Origin of the sequence: Parasedimentitalea psychrophila (genome assembly GCF_030285785.1) — a bacterium.
GTDB lineage: Bacteria > Pseudomonadota > Alphaproteobacteria > Rhodobacterales > Rhodobacteraceae > Parasedimentitalea > Parasedimentitalea psychrophila.
On the sequence record NZ_CP127250.1, the window covers coordinates 1 to 16,332 of the forward strand.

Annotated in this window: 13 protein-coding genes; 11 read left to right on the forward strand and 2 right to left on the reverse strand. The window is 58.9% G+C overall.

Features of this window, described 5'->3' with window-relative positions:
• The 8 genes from rfbC to QPJ95_RS24030 all read left to right on the forward strand — a co-directional run bounded on the left by rfbC (position 1) and on the right by QPJ95_RS24030 (position 9,819).
• The gene (gene rfbC / locus QPJ95_RS23995; RefSeq protein WP_270920993.1) at positions 1 to 561 is read left to right on the forward strand and encodes a dTDP-4-dehydrorhamnose 3,5-epimerase; all 561 of its coding nucleotides are present in this window, start codon (positions 1 to 3) and stop codon (positions 559 to 561) included.
• Entirely contained in the window at positions 558 to 1,610 is a 1,053-nt protein-coding gene (gene rfbB, locus QPJ95_RS24000; RefSeq protein WP_270920994.1) for a dTDP-glucose 4,6-dehydratase, read from the forward strand. The genes rfbC and rfbB overlap by 4 nt, the downstream gene beginning before the upstream one ends.
• The gene (gene rfbD, locus QPJ95_RS24005; RefSeq protein WP_270920995.1) at positions 1,607 to 2,458 is read left to right on the forward strand and encodes a dTDP-4-dehydrorhamnose reductase; all 852 of its coding nucleotides are present in this window, start codon (positions 1,607 to 1,609) and stop codon (positions 2,456 to 2,458) included. The genes rfbB and rfbD overlap by 4 nt, the downstream gene beginning before the upstream one ends.
• A complete protein-coding gene (gene rfbA / locus QPJ95_RS24010; RefSeq protein ID WP_270920996.1) occupies positions 2,455 to 3,327 on the forward strand; it encodes a glucose-1-phosphate thymidylyltransferase RfbA in 873 nt (290 codons plus the stop codon). Before rfbD ends, rfbA begins: the two co-directional genes overlap by 4 nt.
• A gap of 19 nt (positions 3,328 to 3,346) precedes the next feature.
• Positions 3,347 to 4,600, forward strand: a complete 1,254-nt coding sequence (locus QPJ95_RS24015) for a glycosyltransferase family 4 protein (protein ID WP_270920997.1) — start codon at positions 3,347 to 3,349, stop codon at positions 4,598 to 4,600.
• Between the two features lie 1,644 nt (positions 4,601 to 6,244).
• Entirely contained in the window at positions 6,245 to 7,006 is a 762-nt protein-coding gene (locus tag QPJ95_RS24020) for a hypothetical protein (protein ID WP_270920985.1), read from the forward strand.
• A gap of 1,643 nt (positions 7,007 to 8,649) precedes the next feature.
• Positions 8,650 to 9,015: a hypothetical protein gene (locus QPJ95_RS24025; RefSeq protein WP_270920986.1), complete on the forward strand. Its 366-nt coding sequence runs from the start codon at positions 8,650 to 8,652 to the stop codon at positions 9,013 to 9,015.
• A gap of 360 nt (positions 9,016 to 9,375) precedes the next feature.
• Positions 9,376 to 9,819 (forward strand): SEL1-like repeat protein, encoded by a 444-nt coding sequence (locus tag QPJ95_RS24030; protein ID WP_270920987.1) that lies wholly within the window; start codon positions 9,376 to 9,378, stop codon positions 9,817 to 9,819.
• A 137-nt stretch (positions 9,820 to 9,956) separates the two neighbouring features.
• Here QPJ95_RS24030 and QPJ95_RS24035 read toward each other — a convergent pair whose 3' ends face one another.
• Positions 9,957 to 10,979 carry a replication initiator protein A gene (locus QPJ95_RS24035; protein WP_270920988.1) on the reverse strand — a complete coding sequence of 341 codons (1,023 nt, stop codon included), beginning with the start codon at positions 10,977 to 10,979 and terminating at the stop codon, positions 9,957 to 9,959.
• Between the two features lie 483 nt (positions 10,980 to 11,462).
• Here QPJ95_RS24035 and QPJ95_RS24040 point away from each other — a divergent pair, with 483 nt between their 5' ends.
• Together QPJ95_RS24040 and QPJ95_RS24045 are read left to right on the forward strand one after the other, a co-directional pair.
• Entirely contained in the window at positions 11,463 to 12,863 is a 1,401-nt protein-coding gene (locus QPJ95_RS24040; protein ID WP_270920989.1) for an AAA family ATPase, read from the forward strand.
• Between the two features lie 59 nt (positions 12,864 to 12,922).
• Positions 12,923 to 14,020: a ParB/RepB/Spo0J family partition protein gene (locus QPJ95_RS24045; RefSeq protein ID WP_270920990.1), complete on the forward strand. Its 1,098-nt coding sequence runs from the start codon at positions 12,923 to 12,925 to the stop codon at positions 14,018 to 14,020.
• 188 nt (positions 14,021 to 14,208) lie between these two features.
• Here the strand turns inward: QPJ95_RS24045 and QPJ95_RS24050 are convergent, their stop codons facing one another.
• Positions 14,209 to 15,531 carry a UDP-glucose dehydrogenase family protein gene (locus QPJ95_RS24050; RefSeq protein WP_270920991.1) on the reverse strand — a complete coding sequence of 441 codons (1,323 nt, stop codon included), beginning with the start codon at positions 15,529 to 15,531 and terminating at the stop codon, positions 14,209 to 14,211.
• Between the two features lie 464 nt (positions 15,532 to 15,995).
• On the opposite strand from QPJ95_RS24050, the gene QPJ95_RS24055 reads away from it, so the two are divergent.
• A complete protein-coding gene (locus tag QPJ95_RS24055) occupies positions 15,996 to 16,151 on the forward strand; it encodes a hypothetical protein (RefSeq protein WP_270920992.1) in 156 nt (51 codons plus the stop codon).
• The last annotated feature ends 181 nt before the right edge of the window (positions 16,152 to 16,332 follow it).

The window sequence follows — 16,332 nt, forward strand, 5'->3', positions numbered from 1 at the left end:
ATGTTGATCGAAGACACCCCACTGTCCGGCGTAAAAATCCTCACCCCGAACCGATTTGGCGATGCCCGCGGATTTTTCAGCGAGAGCTGGAACAAGCGGCTGCTGGGCGAGCACGGCATTGACCTGGATTTTGTGCAGGACAACCACTCAGTGTCGGCGCAGCTGGGCACCCTGCGCGGGTTGCATTTCCAGTCGCCGCCCCACGCGCAGGACAAGTTGGTGCGCTGTGGCCAGGGGGCGCTGTTTGACGTGGCGGTGGATATCCGCAAGGGCAGCCCCAGTTATGGCCAGTGGTTCGGCATCGAGCTGAGCGCCGCAAATGGCAAGCAGCTGCTGGTGCCCGCGGGTTTTTTGCACGGCTTTATCACCCGGTTGCCCAATACCGAGATCATTTACAAATGCACTGATTACTACGCCCCCGACTGTGACGGCGCGGTGAGCTGGGACAGCTGCGGCATTGACTGGGGCTTTGACGGTGCCCCGGTGCTGTCCGACAAGGACGCTGTGGCGCCACCTTTGGCTGGGTTTGACAGCCCCTTTGTCTGGCAGGCTGCGACATGAAAATCCTGATCACCGGCGGCGCTGGCTTCATCGGGTCCGCAGTGGTGCGGCGCGCCATTGCGGCCGGTCACGCTGTGACCAATCTGGATGCGCTGACCTATGCCGCCTGTCTCGACAATGTCGCCTCGGTGGCCGACAGCCCAAATTATGCCTTTGAACAGGCCGACATCCGCGACCGCGCCGCGCTGGACCGTATCTTTGCGACGCATCAGCCTGATGCGGTGATGCATCTGGCGGCGGAAAGCCATGTGGACCGCTCGATCGATGGGCCCGGCACCTTCATCGAGACCAATATCACCGGCAGTTTTAATATGCTGGAGGCTGCGCGCAAATACTGGGCCGAGAGCGGCAAGCCCGACGATTTCCGCTTTCATCATGTCTCGACGGACGAGGTCTATGGCAGCCTGCCCAATGACCCAGAGGTGCGGTTCACCGAAGACAGCCCATACGACCCGCGCTCGCCCTATTCCGCCTCGAAGGCCGCCAGCGACCATCTGCTGCGGGCCTGGGGCGAGACCTACGGGCTGCCGGTGCTGCTGAGCAATTGCTCCAACAACTACGGCCCCTTCCATTTTCCCGAGAAACTGGTGCCGGTGGTGATCCTCAATGCGCTGGCCGGTAAGGCACTGCCGATCTACGGCGATGGCAGCAATATCCGTGACTGGCTTTATGTCGAGGATCACGCCGAGGCGCTGCTCTGCGTGCTGCAAAAGGGCGCAGTGGGGCGCAGTTATAATATCGGCGGCGACAACGAACGGTCGAACCTCGACTTGGTGCAGACGCTCTGTGAAATCCTGGATGAGAAGCAACCGCGCGGGGATGGGGCGTCCTACAAGGACCAGATCACTTATGTCACCGACCGCCCCGGCCATGATGCGCGTTATGCCATCGATCCTTCGCGCATCCGCGACGAGCTGGGCTGGCGGCCCAGCGTCACGGTTGAGCAAGGGCTGGAGAAGACGGTGCAGTGGTATCTCGACAACGAAGCCTGGTGGCGCGCGCTGCAGACCCGCGATGGGGTCGGCGAGCGTTTGGGCGTAAAGGCATGAGCATTCTGGTCTTTGGCAAAACGGGGCAGGTGGCGCGGGAACTGGCGGCGTTTGACGATGTGACCTGTCTGGATCGGGCGGCGGCGGACCTGTCTGATCCTGCCGCCTGCGCCGAGGTGATCCGGCAGGCCCAGCCGCAGGCTGTGATCAATGCGGCCGCCTATACGGCGGTGGACAAGGCCGAAGACGACGAGGCGCTGGCGACCGTGATCAACGGCGATGCCCCCGGCGCCATGGCGCAGGCCTGCGCCGGTCTCGGCGTGCCCTTTGTCTCGATCTCGACGGATTACGTGTTTGACGGCAGCGGCACCCGGCCCTGGCATCCCTCGGATGTCCCTGCACCAATGAATGCCTATGGGCGCTCCAAACTGGTGGGCGAACAACGGGTCGCCGGGGCAGGGGGGGCTTATGCGATCTTACGCACCTCTTGGGTGGTCTCGGCGCATGGCAATAATTTTGTCAAAACCATGCTGCGACTGGGGGCGGAGCGCGATGGCTTGAGCATTGTGGCAGATCAGATCGGTGCCCCCACCATGGCGCGTGATATCGCCGCCGCCTGCATCGCGATGGCGCAGCAGCTGGGGGACGATCCGGCCCGCGCGGGGATCTATCATTTCAGCGCCGCACCACAGTGCAGCTGGGCCGATTTGGCCCGCGAGATCTTTGCCCAGGCTGATATGCCTTGCGTGGTCACGGATATCGCCAGCGCCGATTATCCCACCCCGGCGCGGCGACCGCTGAACTCAAGGCTGGATTGCGCCTTGTTAGGGTCTGTTTTTGGAATCCCACGCCCGGATTGGCGGCAGGGATTAAGTGATATTTTAAAAGATTTGGAGGCCGGCGCATGAGTGCGAGAAAAGGCATTATTCTGGCCGGAGGATCCGGCACCCGGCTCTATCCGATCACCATGGGCGTCTCCAAGCAACTGCTGCCGATCTATGATAAGCCGATGATCTATTACCCGATCTCGGTGCTGATGCTGGCCGGCATCCGCGAGATCTGCATGATCACCACACCGCAGGACCGCGGCCAGTTTGAGCGCAGTCTCGGCGACGGCAGCCAATGGGGCATCTCGCTGGGCTATGTGGAACAGCCCAGCCCCGATGGGCTGGCGCAGGCCTATATTCTGGCCGAGGAATTTCTTGCCGGGGCGCCTTCGGCGCTGGTGCTGGGCGACAATATCTTCTTTGGTCACGGACTGCCCGAGCGGCTGGCGGCGGCGGATGCGCAAGATACGGGCGGCACCGTGTTTGGCTATCACGTGGCCGACCCGGAACGCTACGGGGTGGTGGATTTTGACGCCGATGGCAAGGCACGCCAGATCATCGAGAAGCCAGAGGTGCCGCCGTCGAACTATGCGGTGACGGGCTTGTATTTCCTCGATGGCACAGCGTCGGCGCGGGCGCGTCAGGTCACACCCTCGCCGCGCGGCGAGCTGGAGATCACCGATCTGTTGCAGATGTATCTGAATGACGGCCAGCTGCGGGTGGAAACCATGGGGCGCGGCTATGCCTGGCTCGACACCGGCACCCATGCCAGCCTGCTGGATGCGGGCAATTTCGTGCGCACCCTGGAGAACCGTCAGGGCTTGCAGACCGGCTGCTTGGAGGAAATCGCCTTTGATCAGGGCTGGATCAGCCGCGCCGACCTGGCGGCCCGGGCCGAGCTGTTTGCCAAAAATGGCTATGGCGCCTATCTGTCTGGGTTGCTGAAGTAAGGCGGAAAAGGCCAGGTCGATGAAAATTCTGTTTGTGCATCAGAACATGCCGGGGCAATACCGCGAGCTGATCCAGTGGCTGGCCGCCAGCGGTGACCATGAGCTGGTGTTCCTGACCCAGCGCCGCGATGCCCCCGCGATCAAGGGGGTGCGGACCGAGCTCTACAGCCCGCATCACCGCCCGGCCAAAGACGCCTATGGGCTGTCCAAGACCTGGGAAGAGGCCAGTGGTGTCGGCTTTGGCGCGGCGATGGCGGCGCAGGCGCTGGAGCGCGATGCGGGCTTTAAGCCGGACATCGTGCTGGGCCATACCGGCTGGGGAGAGCTGCTGTTCTTCAAGGAAATCTGGCCAGATGTGCCGCTGCTGGGATTCTTTGAATATTTCTACCGCGCCAAAGGCGGCCCGGTGGGCTTTGATCCCGAAGAGCTGGTCAGTGAGCACACGCCGTTCCTGATGGCGGCGCGCAATACGGTGCCCCATGCCAATATCCAGAGCGTCGATCTGGGCCATGTGCCCACGCAGTGGCAAAAACACACCTTCCCGGACAGCTTTCACCCCAAGTTCTACAGCTGCCACGACGGCATCCGCACCGATCAGCTGCTGGCCAATCCAGATGTGCGTCTGGGGCTGGGGCGGCTAGAGCAACCGCTGAGCCGCGACGACGAGGTGTTCACCTATATGGCGCGCAACCTTGAACGCACCCGTGGCTTTCACATCTTTATGCGCGCATTGCCAAAGATCCTGGCGGCGCGCCCCAACGCCCGGGTGCTGATCATCGGTGGCAACGCCGCCTCATATGGCCGCAAAAGCGGCCACCAGGGCGGTTTGCGCGGCGAAATGGAAGCCGAGGTCGGGGGTGATCTGGACTGGGACCGGGTGCATTTTCTGGGTCAGGTGCCTTATGAGAAATTCTGCCAGGTGGTACAGCTCAGCCGCTGCCACATCTATCTGACCATGCCCTTTGTGCTCAGCTGGTCGCTGCTCGAGGCAATGTCGATGCAGGCCACCGTGGTGGCCTCGGATGTGGCCCCCGTGCGCGAGGCGATCACCCACGGTGAAACCGGCCTGCTGGTGGATTTTTTTGACTGCCAGGCACTGGCCGACCAGGTGATTGATGTGCTGGCGCAGCCGCAAAAATACGCCCACATGGGCGCGGCAGCGCGCGCCCATGTGGTGGCGCATTATGATTTCCTGAGCCATTGCCTGCCGCGGCATATATCGCGCATCAACAGCCTTCTGCCGACGGCAAAACAGCTGCCACTGCCAGATTGACCGCTCCGGGTTTCTCTTTTGCAAAATACTCTGGGGTCCGGGGCAAAGCCCCGGCTCGACGCTTGGTTTCAAACCCCAGGTATCATGGCACCACCATCGGATCGCCCACTTTCCCGATTTACCGCCTGTCTGTCAGGGCGCGCGGAAGGTGAACCTATATCAACCCTTGAATCCCAAGGTCCCGCAAAAGCAAACAGACATAGCCATTACACCACATCTTGTATGGTTTTTCATGGCTCCCACCACTGCTTGCGCAGCTTCCGTTTTTCGCCTAACATTGGCCAACAATCATGGAAGAAAAACAGCTGAATGATCGGAGCCGTGCGAATTGTTATTGTTGAATCCAGAAATCGTCATTGGTTTCTCTGCCCGGCCCGTGGGTGCGGGCGGCGTGTTGCTGTCCTTTACGGCGGCGCTAGGTTCGCGACCCGCTGCAAGTTGCTGGAGCAGACGGGGCGCTTTTCCATCTAGGGAAGAGAGTGGTGTCAAATTGATACCTTGACGACTTGACATCTCACATGGTGGGATACCTTATTTTTGGTCAAGTATTGCCCTGAGGCCTGGCTTTCACTGGCAGTCTAACAAGGGAGATGAAGAATTGGATGCTCAAGATATGCGAACGTTTAGCGCAGTTTGCGAGAGCCTGGAGAGAACATTCCGCCGCCTAGCGGAAACAGGCGAAACAGAGATGCCGTTTAACCCGTTAGATGTTGCTGAAGCATTGTCAGTCGCGGCCAAAGAGCTTCGACCCAGTCCGACGGTTGTGCAGTCCAAGTAAGGTGGACCGCTACCCCGCCAGGCGATGCGGGGTATAACTAAGGTAGACGGTAGATCTTACATGTACTTCAATGGCCGGGGTGTTCTCGCGGACCATATCAGCGCCCATATGTGGTGGAACATCGCAGGTGCAAATGGACATGAGGCGGCACGAGAGAACCGCGAGGAGATTGAAAAGGAAATGACGCCAACTGATATTTCCGAGGCCGTGAAATCTGCCCGCATCTGTATGTCCTCAGGCTATCAAAGCTGTAGATAGGACCCCAAGGTTTCACCAAGGAGCACGGGGCAGCCAAACAACCTATAATACTCATTATGTTAAATCAATAATCATTGAGATATGTGCGTTTTCAATAGCTTATTAGATGGGGCGATGTTGGGTCGTGATGGTGGGAAGTGGCGCAAGATTGTTGCGCGGCCATTGTAGCCCTAACCTGTTACTATCGTTGAATAAATATAAATTGGACCGCCCAAGTGCAAATGGGAATATAACGGCATGGATGATGATAAAGGTATCCCTCTCAGCGCAAAGCTTTCCATGGAATAGTAGGGGGCTACTTCCTTGGAAGTACACGCAGTACTTGTACTCCAAAGGGAAACTAAAAATGCCCAAATATTCGTTGGTACGCACAGCGGCACTTTCATTTTCCGTGGCCGTTCTCGGGGCACCTCTTGCTGCCCAGCAAACTGCTACCAGGACAATGAGCTTTTCAAACTGCCTGAAAGTAATTCAAAACACATCCGTTACACTACATCATGTACGGTTCTCTTTTCGTTCCAAATACATCTATCACTGCTTCCGTTTTTCAACTAACATATAGCCAAAATTTGATGATGCAGACCAAATAAGGGCAAAGAAATATTATCATGCTGGATGGGACACTTAGCGAAATAGCGGAAACACCTGAAAAGTGTGCATCTGAACCGATTAAGCTCCTAGTAGAGTATACCCACCAACCTACAGGCCTAGTAGGTATAGCGGTCGATGTAGGTCATATACGGACTCGGTATCCTGAAACCACCTATCTGCCACTAATTGCAGAGAAGCGCCTGGTTGCCGCTGTCAGGTTTGCATCACACCTTAATGCTCCAATTCAAACTATGCTGACTGTCAACGCGGCTCATCTGCAAAGAATTTCGTCCGGTTCAATATTTGATATCGGCCATCTTTGGGACGGGTTTCAAAGATACTTAGAATTATTACGAAAATGGGTCACAGAACGTGGCATCACATGGTCGTGTGTATGGGTACGTGAGTTCACCGGAGGTCGAAATAATCACCACGGCGAACACTGGCATATCGCATTGCACCTACCACCACGCCACCAGCAAGAGCTGACTGCTCAGGTGGCTATCTGGACAGGTGAAGTGATTGGGGCACATGACGGCAAGAAAAAATGTATTGCACGATCGCTGACCGGTGCTTGGTATCTCAGTAAACGCTACGACAACGTAGGCTTTTATCTGGGCAAGGCTACGCCGAAAAAGCGAACCCGATACGGTCAACTAATCAAAAACGATCTGCGCGAGGGTCAAGATTACGGTGGCGAGGGGCCAATACAGGGTAAGCGGTTTGGAATATCCCGGAGCATTGGAGATAAGGCGCAGCAGCGGCAAGGATGGCAATGACGACAGATGAGCCACAGGGCACCTACATGCGTTGCACTAGGGTAAGGCGGGAAAACACCACAACATCGCCCTATGAGCCTCTGTGCGTCTGAAAAACAGCTCTCAGGGAGGCTTGTGCGCCCTCTTGCGGGATCAACGGATCTTTCCTGGATGCAGGAAAAGGAAAACGCAAGAACCCCGATAAAACGGCAAGTTTCCAAATTATTTCGGCAAAATCGGAGATGGACACATGGGCGGAATAGGAAGCGGTAGGCGCTGGAATTTTGGCGCACACGACACGACTGAGGACTACAGGTCGATTGATGTTCGTTGGCTGAAACGGAGAGGCATGTTGAGGCTGGGAGCATCCGGCAGTCTCACCTAGTCCCGGCGCGGAGAAACATTCGCCTCAATCGGCGTCACAGTGGCCCAAGGATTTGTGACGCTCAAGTATCGCAGCCGGGCGAGCGGTGAAACTGATTGGCAGGACCAGAGTTACCCCGTTTATCTAGACACCACGCCTTGTCACCTGGGCGGTGAGCGCCAATGGTTTTTCTGCCCTGCTCGTGGGTGCGGTCGGCGTGTCGCCATGCTCTACGGTGGCGGGGTATACGCATGTCGGCATTGTCATCGATTGGCATACCCATCTCAGCGCGAAGCACCCCACGATAGGGTCATTCGGAAAGCAGACCGGATACGCGACAAGCTGGGCTGGGAGCCTGGCACAGCCAACGGCCACGGGATGAAGCCCAAGGGGATGCACAGGCGCACATTCGAGAGGCTGTGCGCAGATCAACGCCTATTCGCAAGCAGGCTGGAGTGTGTTCCTGGCGCGGTATGGCAGGCATCTTTGACGCTACATCACGTAATCCAAGACTACCTTGAGGGGAGAACGCATGACAGCCCCAAGAAGCCACTCAGCGGGGCTTTCCTAATGCAGTCGTCAGTTAAGGCCATCGAGGGCGGAACCTCGCCGGTCTGTTTCCCTGTTTGGGCGAGGTTCTGCGTAAATATGCCTTGCTGACCTGATGATCTTGAAATCCTTGTTTTGGGAGGCTCTGACTTGGTGAAGCTTTCTTTGCGGTCATATATCACTCCTGCTCGTGAGTGACCGCCGACGGCCAGCTAGGCGCTGCCTCTCGCCGTAAACGCTGGCCGCACTAGCGCACGGGATCACATCCTAAGCATCTCGTGCGCCTTTTCTTCATCATGCGACTATGCGCAGATCACGACGCCTATTCGGAAGCGGGCTGGAGTGCATTCCTGGCGCGGTATGGCAGGCATCTGTAGGGGCTACCCCTCGCGTGTCGGCAGCGTTACCATCACACGAGCGCCGCCCTTGATCGTCTCTAAGACATCCATCACTTTCATCTTCCTCTCCTTCCTTTGCGTTTCGGGGTTAGTCGGGTCCTGCAGTGCTGAATTGCCGTCCACTCCTGAGAGAGGATGCCGCGCCGCTTGGCCTGGCGCTCGTAACCTTCGAGCTCAGCCAAGCTGCCGATGGTCGCAACCCTGTCGGCACGCTGTTCATCCTGGGCTTCAGCGCTATCTATCACTGGAGGCCACCCACCAATTCCGTTGATAGGTTTGGCTTGAGGAACGCTGCCTCAGCGCGCCCCGCAATATCCCCAATGAACTCAATTTTCAGAGGAGGAATATTTGAAATGACAGACGTTTCAGGCATCAGCATCAACTTCAAAGGGAGCAATATCCCGGTCCTTTGCGGTAACTGCCATGTGCAGGTACGCTGCCGGGTCGTAACCAGTGGAGAAGGCGCACAGTTTGGTTGCACCGCTTGCGGCTTCTGGTGCGACCAGGATAAGGCTATCGCAATGCTCAAAGAATACACGGCGAGCGAGGCACGGCTGCACGGCAACCGAATGGCTCGAAAGGTAGTAGGAAAGAGCAACCTCACGAGCATCATGGGTCTGACGGCGCACAATAAGAACTACCGATTCATCGTTGATCTGGGCACGGCTGCACGGCAACCGAATGGCTCGAAAGGTAGTAGGAAAGAGCACCGGCACTGAAGGGCAAGCGGCGCAAGCAAGGCGCGTTCAACCTTCTATCGGCATTCGAGTTTGAAGAAACGGACGAAGGCAAGGCCAAGGGTGCATGGCTGGAACTGCCTATGTGGCTCTACCAGGCGGTGACGCAGGATCGGGATTTTTGGAAGTTCCAGGGCATGAGCATCATCGATGCGGGCCGCACTTTTCCGATTTACCGCCTATCAGTCATAGCGCGGGGGGAAGCGTCTGACAGACCCCCGTGGTAACGACTTTGCGCCAGTCTGGGCCAGGCCGCAACCGTTGCCGTAGACACGGGATATCGGGGACGCCTGTACATCTAACCTTAGATGCATCTACAAGTTGCAGCATCAGAATTTTAGCATGAATAGGATTGGCGGAGTGGTGGATTTAAGGCGCGTGGGGGCAAGTTGGGCCGGGAAATTGAGTAGCTACTTTCGAACCGGGATCTTGGCCGTTGCCCTTAGTTTCACAGGCAACAGCGCTATTGCTCAGGATCTTTCTAAGGGTTTCGATGCTGCTCAACGTGGTGATTATCAGGCTGCCTTGAAGGAGTTTTTGCCATTGGCCACCCAAGGCAACGTCTACGCCCAGAATAACCTCGGGCTCATGTACGCCAACGGTTACGGTGTTCTCGCGGATGATATCAGCGCCCATATGTGGTGGAACATTGCAGGTGCAAATGGATATGAGGGGGCGCGAGAGAACCGCGAGAATATTGAAAAGGAAATGACGCCAGCGGATATTTCCGAGGCCGTGAAATCTGCTCGCACCTGCATGTCCTCAGATTATCAAAACTGTAGGTGAGGCACGGGCAATTAACGACCCAAGGTTTCGGGTCGCCCACTTCCCCGGTTTACCGCCTAGGGCATGAGCATTTCCGGCCAAGGGTCACAGGTCAGCCAAACGACCTATAATCGGTCTTATGCTATAATGTTGGGTGACTACCGACCGACCCGCTTGCGCAGCCAGCCCAGGAACGCCGCATCCGGCGAGCGCAAGCGTGGCGCGCCAGAGCGGGCCCACATGCCGCGCCATTCGGCCTCCAGCGCATAGATATCTGCCCCCGGCAGCATCTCGCGGCCCTGCTCCAGCGTCTCCGAGCGCAAGGCTGGCGGGCGGGCGCCAGAGCGCTCCACCACCCCTTGTTTCTGCGAAAAATAGATCAGATCTCCGGGCTGTTCCTCGAGCGCGTAATCCGGCAGCGGTTGTGCTGCGATCATGTCGCGCAGCATCTTGCGAAACACCCGCCGCGGGCTGGCTGAGCCGGATTTTTTCAGCAATGTGTCCACCGAAACGGTCCAGCTTTGCTGGCGGCCACAGTGTTTGCGTACCAGTTCATAGATGCGCCGTTCCAGCGGTTTGCGTAAGCTGAAATAATCCCGGTTCAGGGTCAGCACCGCATTGGACAGCACCGCCTGATACAGCCAGTCCGACAGTGTCACCGCCACATGGGTCATCCGGCCAGAACCGCGACCGGTCGGGGCGCGGCGGACGATTTCCCAGCTCTCGATCAAGCCGAACCCCTTGGTCACTTCAACCCCGCCGGTGGCGATATTGGTGGTGATACGAGTGCCGGCCAGCCGCTCGAACGCCTCACGCAGCCGCCGGTAGGCATCGCCGCTGGTTTCGCGGTTGGTGGCGATCAGCAGGTCATGCGCTTTCAGGTGCAGGGTGCGGCTGATGCTGCGTCCCGCATTCAGCGCCGCCATCAACTGGCTGATGCAAAAGATCAGAATATCCTTGTCGTGAATGGTCGCCAAACCCTTGACCGAGGGCGTCACGGTGATCGCGGTGCCCTTGTGCTCGTAGTTCAGGATGCGCCGATCCGGCCGGGTCGCCAATGAGAACAGCGGATGTTCCATCGACGCCATATCGTTTTTGGGCACCACCCCAAACACATCGCACAGGAAGAACGCCCCCTGCCCCTGCGACGGGCCTGCTCCGCCTGTCAGCGCTGCACACATACTAGTCCCTGCTCGATCTCACCGATGTCCCGTCTTGAGGCCTGCCTTGTTGGCTGGCGCGGGGTGACTCGGTTTCGTGGTTTTAATGACACCCACCCTAGAGTTATCCACAAGGCGGCACAACGGGGGTTCAGAGTCACCCTATCGGGGGTTCAGAGTCGCTTTAACGTGGTTTCAGAATCACACCAGTTGCAAAACACCCCGCCAAACCCTTTAAGAAAAGGGCTTTTCACAGCTCGGCCCAGCCCTTAACTATAGATAACTATATATTAACTTAGCAAAAAAATCATCGAACCGCCAAAAACACCCGTTTGAACAGGCTGTAAGCGTCGGATTTGCTTAGGAAATCCGTAATAGCTACGACTAATCCTTCCATATGCCATCTTTTGTGCTATCCTGCCAAAAAGGCAGCACATTCGCAGATGATTTGCGGGGAGAACGGCCTCGAAGCAGCAGCTTTTGACAGGCGGAAGATAGCGAAAAATGGCAAAAGATCCCCATAAAACCGCGTCGGCGCTGCCGCCTTATTTCAACATTGACCCCGATGCGGCGCTGGCCGATCTGGATGCGCCCACCGGTACCGGTGGCTTTGCCGAGATCGCCGCCGCCTGTGCCCAGGGCCGCGCCGATCTGTCCAGCCGCGGCCTCGACGAGATGGGCCGCAAGCAGCTGCGGCTGTTTTCCACCTGGGAGATCACCCGCTATCTGATCCCGGTGGCCAGCGCCCATTTCCGCCGGGTGCTCAAGGCCAATCCTCAATTGCCCCAGGGCCGCGCCGAAAGTGAGGGCGGCGCCAAATGGTTCAGTCTTGATGAGGTGCTGCAACTGCGGGCGTTTTTTGGCGAACAGGGCAGCAAGGCCAAAGACTACCTGCCCTACCGGCCCAAGGGCCTGCCCGCCAAAATGGTGGCGGTGGCCAATTTCAAAGGCGGCGTTGGCAAGACCTCGACCGCGGCGCATCTGGCGATGTCGGCGGCGCTGGACGGCTACAAGGTGCTGGTGATCGATCTCGACAGTCAGGGCTCGATGACCTCAATCTTTGGCGGCAAGGTCGACGATGAATGGCAGACCGTCTTTCCGCTGCTGGCGCGCCATTACGGCGAGCATCTGCGGCTGGAGAACCAGCGTCGTCTGGATCGCGGCGACCCACCGCAACCGCTGGACGAGGCGCTGACGGCAGCGATGGATATGACCGCTGGGGATGTGATCCAAAGCACCCACTGGCCCAATATCGATCTGATCGGTGCGCAGCTGAACCTGTACTGGGCCGAGTTCCAGATCCCGGTCTGGCGGATCGCGGCGCGCGGCTGGAAGCTGTGGGATGCGCTGACCGAGCGGCTGCAGGCAGACGGGGTGCTGGATCAATATGATCTGGTGTTCATCGATACCCCGCCGGCGCTGGGATATCTGACCATCAACGGGCTGTCGGCGGCGGATATCCTGCTGGTGCCGATGGGCGCCTCGTTCCTGGAATTTGATTCCACGGGGCGGTTCTTTGACATGTTGCATTCCACCTTTGCCAGCATCGAGGACGGCGAGAACCTGGCCGCCCGGGCGCTGGGGCGCCCCGAGATGGGCTTTGAGTGGGAGGCGGTGCGCACGGTGATCACCCGCTATGACGGCGCCCAGCAGGGCGAGCTGGCGGCGCTGATGCAGGCCTATTTGGGCCGCACCCTGAGCCCGCACCGGCAGGATTTCACCGCGCTGATCGGTCAGGCCGGCGAGCAGGTCAATGGCATCTACGAGGCCGATTACCGCGATTTCAACCGCGAGACCTATGCCCGTGGTCGTGAAACATTTGATGCCACCTACGGCGCCTTCAAACGCTTGTTGCTGGGCATCTGGCGCCGCGCCGAATTGGAACAGCAGCGCGCGGCCGAGTAAGGCGCGCCTAAAGGATTTGGTGCAGGGTGACAGAACCCGGTGCCTTGAGGAGGAAACCCATGGCCAAACGCAAACGTCTGACCCCGGCGCAGCCCAGCTACCTGAGCGCGGCGCCTGAAAGCAAATCGGCGCTTGGGGCGCCACTGGCCACAGCCAGCGCGGCGCCGCCCTCCCCCATTGCGCCGATTGCCCAGGTGGCCTCGGATGCGGCGGCGCAGGCGGCGTTGAGCGAGCTGAGCGCGGTGCTGGAAAAGGCCCGCGCCGATGGGCGGCTGATTGAGCGGATTGGGCTGGAGCAGATCGACGAGGCGCATCTGGTGCGCGACCGGCTGGAACAGGACGAAGATGAGATGGCGGCGCTGATGGCCTCGCTGCGCGCCCGGGGTCAGCAGATCCCCATCGAAGTGGTGCAGCTGGAGGATCGCCCCGATGGCAAGACCCATGGGCTGATCTCGGGCTGGCGGCGGCTGTCGGCGCTAAAGCGGCTCTACGCCGAGACATCAGAGCCTGAACTGGCGACAATCAAGGCGCTGGTGATCCAGCCGGCCAGTGCCCGGGACGCCTATGTGGCGATGGTCGAGGAAAACGAAATCCGCGTCAATCTGAGCCATTATGAACGGGCCCGGATTGCGGTGCGGGCGCTGCGCGAGGGGGTTTATCCAAACCAGAAAATGGCGCTGCAGGGATTGTTTGCCAATGCCACCCGCGCCAAACGCTCCAAGGTCGGCAGCTTTGTGGCGCTGGTCGAGGCGCTGGATGCGGTGCTGATGTTCCCGGTGGCGATCAATGAAAAGCTGGGGCTGGCGCTGGTGCGCGAGATCACCCGCGATTCCGGCTTTACTGATCAGCTGATCAGCCATCTGCGCGCAGGCCGTCGCGACACCCCGGTGGGTGAGCTGCGGATCCTGTCGGCGGCAGTGTCCGAGGCCGAGAAAGCGGCTCTAACCCGTCAGTCAGAGCCGGAAAATGTCGAGCCACTAGCCGCTGGCCCACGAATCCGCGAGCCGTTGCCCGCCAAAGACGAACGCATCAACACCCAGCTGGCTCCGGGGCTGCGGCTGGGTTATACGCCGGGCCAGCACCGCATTGAGCTGAGCGGTGCTGCGGTGGATGAGCGGCTGATCCAGGAGTTGCGGCACTGGCTGAGCCAGCGCTAAGCGCCGCGTTCGGCACCCCCTCCCCTACCCCCGGCGGGGAGATCTCTGGATATAAAAAAGGCGCCGCTAGGCGCCTTTTTGCATCTCTAACATATGTTTTAGGGTCGAAATAAACCCTCTACCCTGCCCGACTGGCAGGACTGACTGTCTGGCCCAAATGTTTCGCGCGCGAAACATATTATGTTAAATTAAATCCCCACCCGCTCCGCGCGGCCAACGGCGGTGTAATACTCAAAGCCACCCCGCTTGGCGGTCTTGGCATTGTAGATGTTGCGCAGATCAACCATCCGCGGGCTGGTCATCTTGCGCGCCAGCGCCTTGAGATCCAGGGCGCGGAACTCGTTCCATTCGGTCAGCAGCACCACCAGATCGGCATTGCGGGCGGCGTGATAGGGATCCTCCATCCATTTCACCCCGGGCAGCAGCGCCTCGCCCTCGGCCCGGCCCTGGGGGTCCACCACCCGCACCTTGGCGCCGCCGCCAATCAGCGCCGGCACGATGGTCAGGCTGGGCGCATCGCGCATATCGTCGGTATTGGGCTTGAAGGTCACCCCCAGCACCGCAATGGTCTTGCCGTTAAAGCTGCCGTCACAGGCGTCGCGCAGTTTTTCCACCATGCGCTGCTTGACCTCTTCATTGACCCGGATCACCGTCTCGGTGATCTGCATCGGATAGGCATGGTCCTGACCGATGCGGGCCAGCGCGGCGGTGTCCTTGGGAAAGCACGAGCCGCCATAGCCGGGGCCGGCATGCAGGAACTTGTTGCCAATACGCCCGTCCAGCCCGATGCCGCGCGACACTTCTTTGACATCGGCGCCGCTGCGCTCACAGAGGCCGGCGATTTCATTGATAAAGGTGATCTTGGTGGCGAGAAAGGCATTGGCGGCGTATTTGATCATCTCGGCGCTTTCCAGATCGGTGGTCAGGATCGGGAAATCGCGTAAGTACAGCGGCCGGTAAATTTCACCCATGACCTCGGCGGCGCGGCTGTTCTGCACCCCGACAACCACCCGGTCGGGTTTCATGAAGTCATCAATGGCGGCGCCTTCGCGCAGGAACTCGGGGTTGGAGGCGACGTCGAATTCGGCCGCCGGATTGGCCTTGGCGATGGTCTGTTTGACCGAGCGGTTGGTGCCCAGCGGCACGGTGGATTTGGTCACCACCACGGTATAGTCGGTGATCGCGGCGGCGATCTCTTCGGCGGCCGCCATCACATAGGTCAGATCCGCATGACCATCGCCGCGCCGCGTCGGGGTGCCGACGGCGATGAACACCGCCTCGGCGCCGGCCACTGCCGAGGCCAGATCGGTGGTGAAGCTGAGCCGCCCGGCCTCGACATTCTTCAGCATCAGATCCTGCAACCCCGGCTCATAGATTGGCACTTTGCCTGCGGACAACTGATCGATCTTATCAGCGTTCTGGTCGACGCAGATCACGTCATGGCCGAAATCCGAGAAACAGACCCCCGACACCAAGCCGACATATCCGGTGCCAATCATTGCAATGCGCATGTGCTATCCTTTGGTTCTGAAATATCCTGCCCGGATCTGCGTTTAGTTTTGACTTATGGGGGCCGGGGATTCAAGGGTGTGTTCCAGCGTGGAACGCCCTATGGCGGGCAAATGTTTCGCGCGCGAAACATATTATGTTAAATTTATCGCCTCGGCTTTGGTCGGCCTCCAGCCGTGGCTTTTGGGGTCGGCGCCCGTGAAGAAGACCCGTGGGGACTGCCCATGAAAAATATCTGGTCGTAAAAAATCACAGCCCTGTGCGGAGCGGACAAGATCTGCACTGGCGTCCCGTTAAGGTACAACTTAAACTTGTACTACGTGTTGTTTTGGACGCGTTTCACAGGGGCCTCTCCGCCGCCCGTGACGGTCAGCGTCCGTCTTTTTTGAGTTACCGTTTTTGGTCGTGGGACGTAATTTTGCCATGTTGAATTTTATTCAGACCCTTTCCAGGCGGCAAAAAAGCTATGTTTTGTTGTCTGCTGTTGGTGCCGCTGTTCACCTATGCGGTGCAGGCCCTGCCAGTGTCGGCGCGCGAAAGCTTCCTGCACAGCCTGCCGATGCTGCCCTGTCTAATTCTGGCAATGGCCGGGCTGTTGGTCTGGCTGGGCAGCCCGGCCTAGGGCAAGGGTTGGTCATTGACGGTGTTATGGAAACGAAGATTGCGTTTGGGGTGGTTTTTGAGCCGTTGAGGGCAGCACTGTATCGGCTGAAACTGGCTAGCAGGGCGGCTGTTTTCCGGTGACAGCCCGGCCTGGGGTTGCTATGCCGGAGAGGTTCCATTTTACAAATCAATAGAGAGCC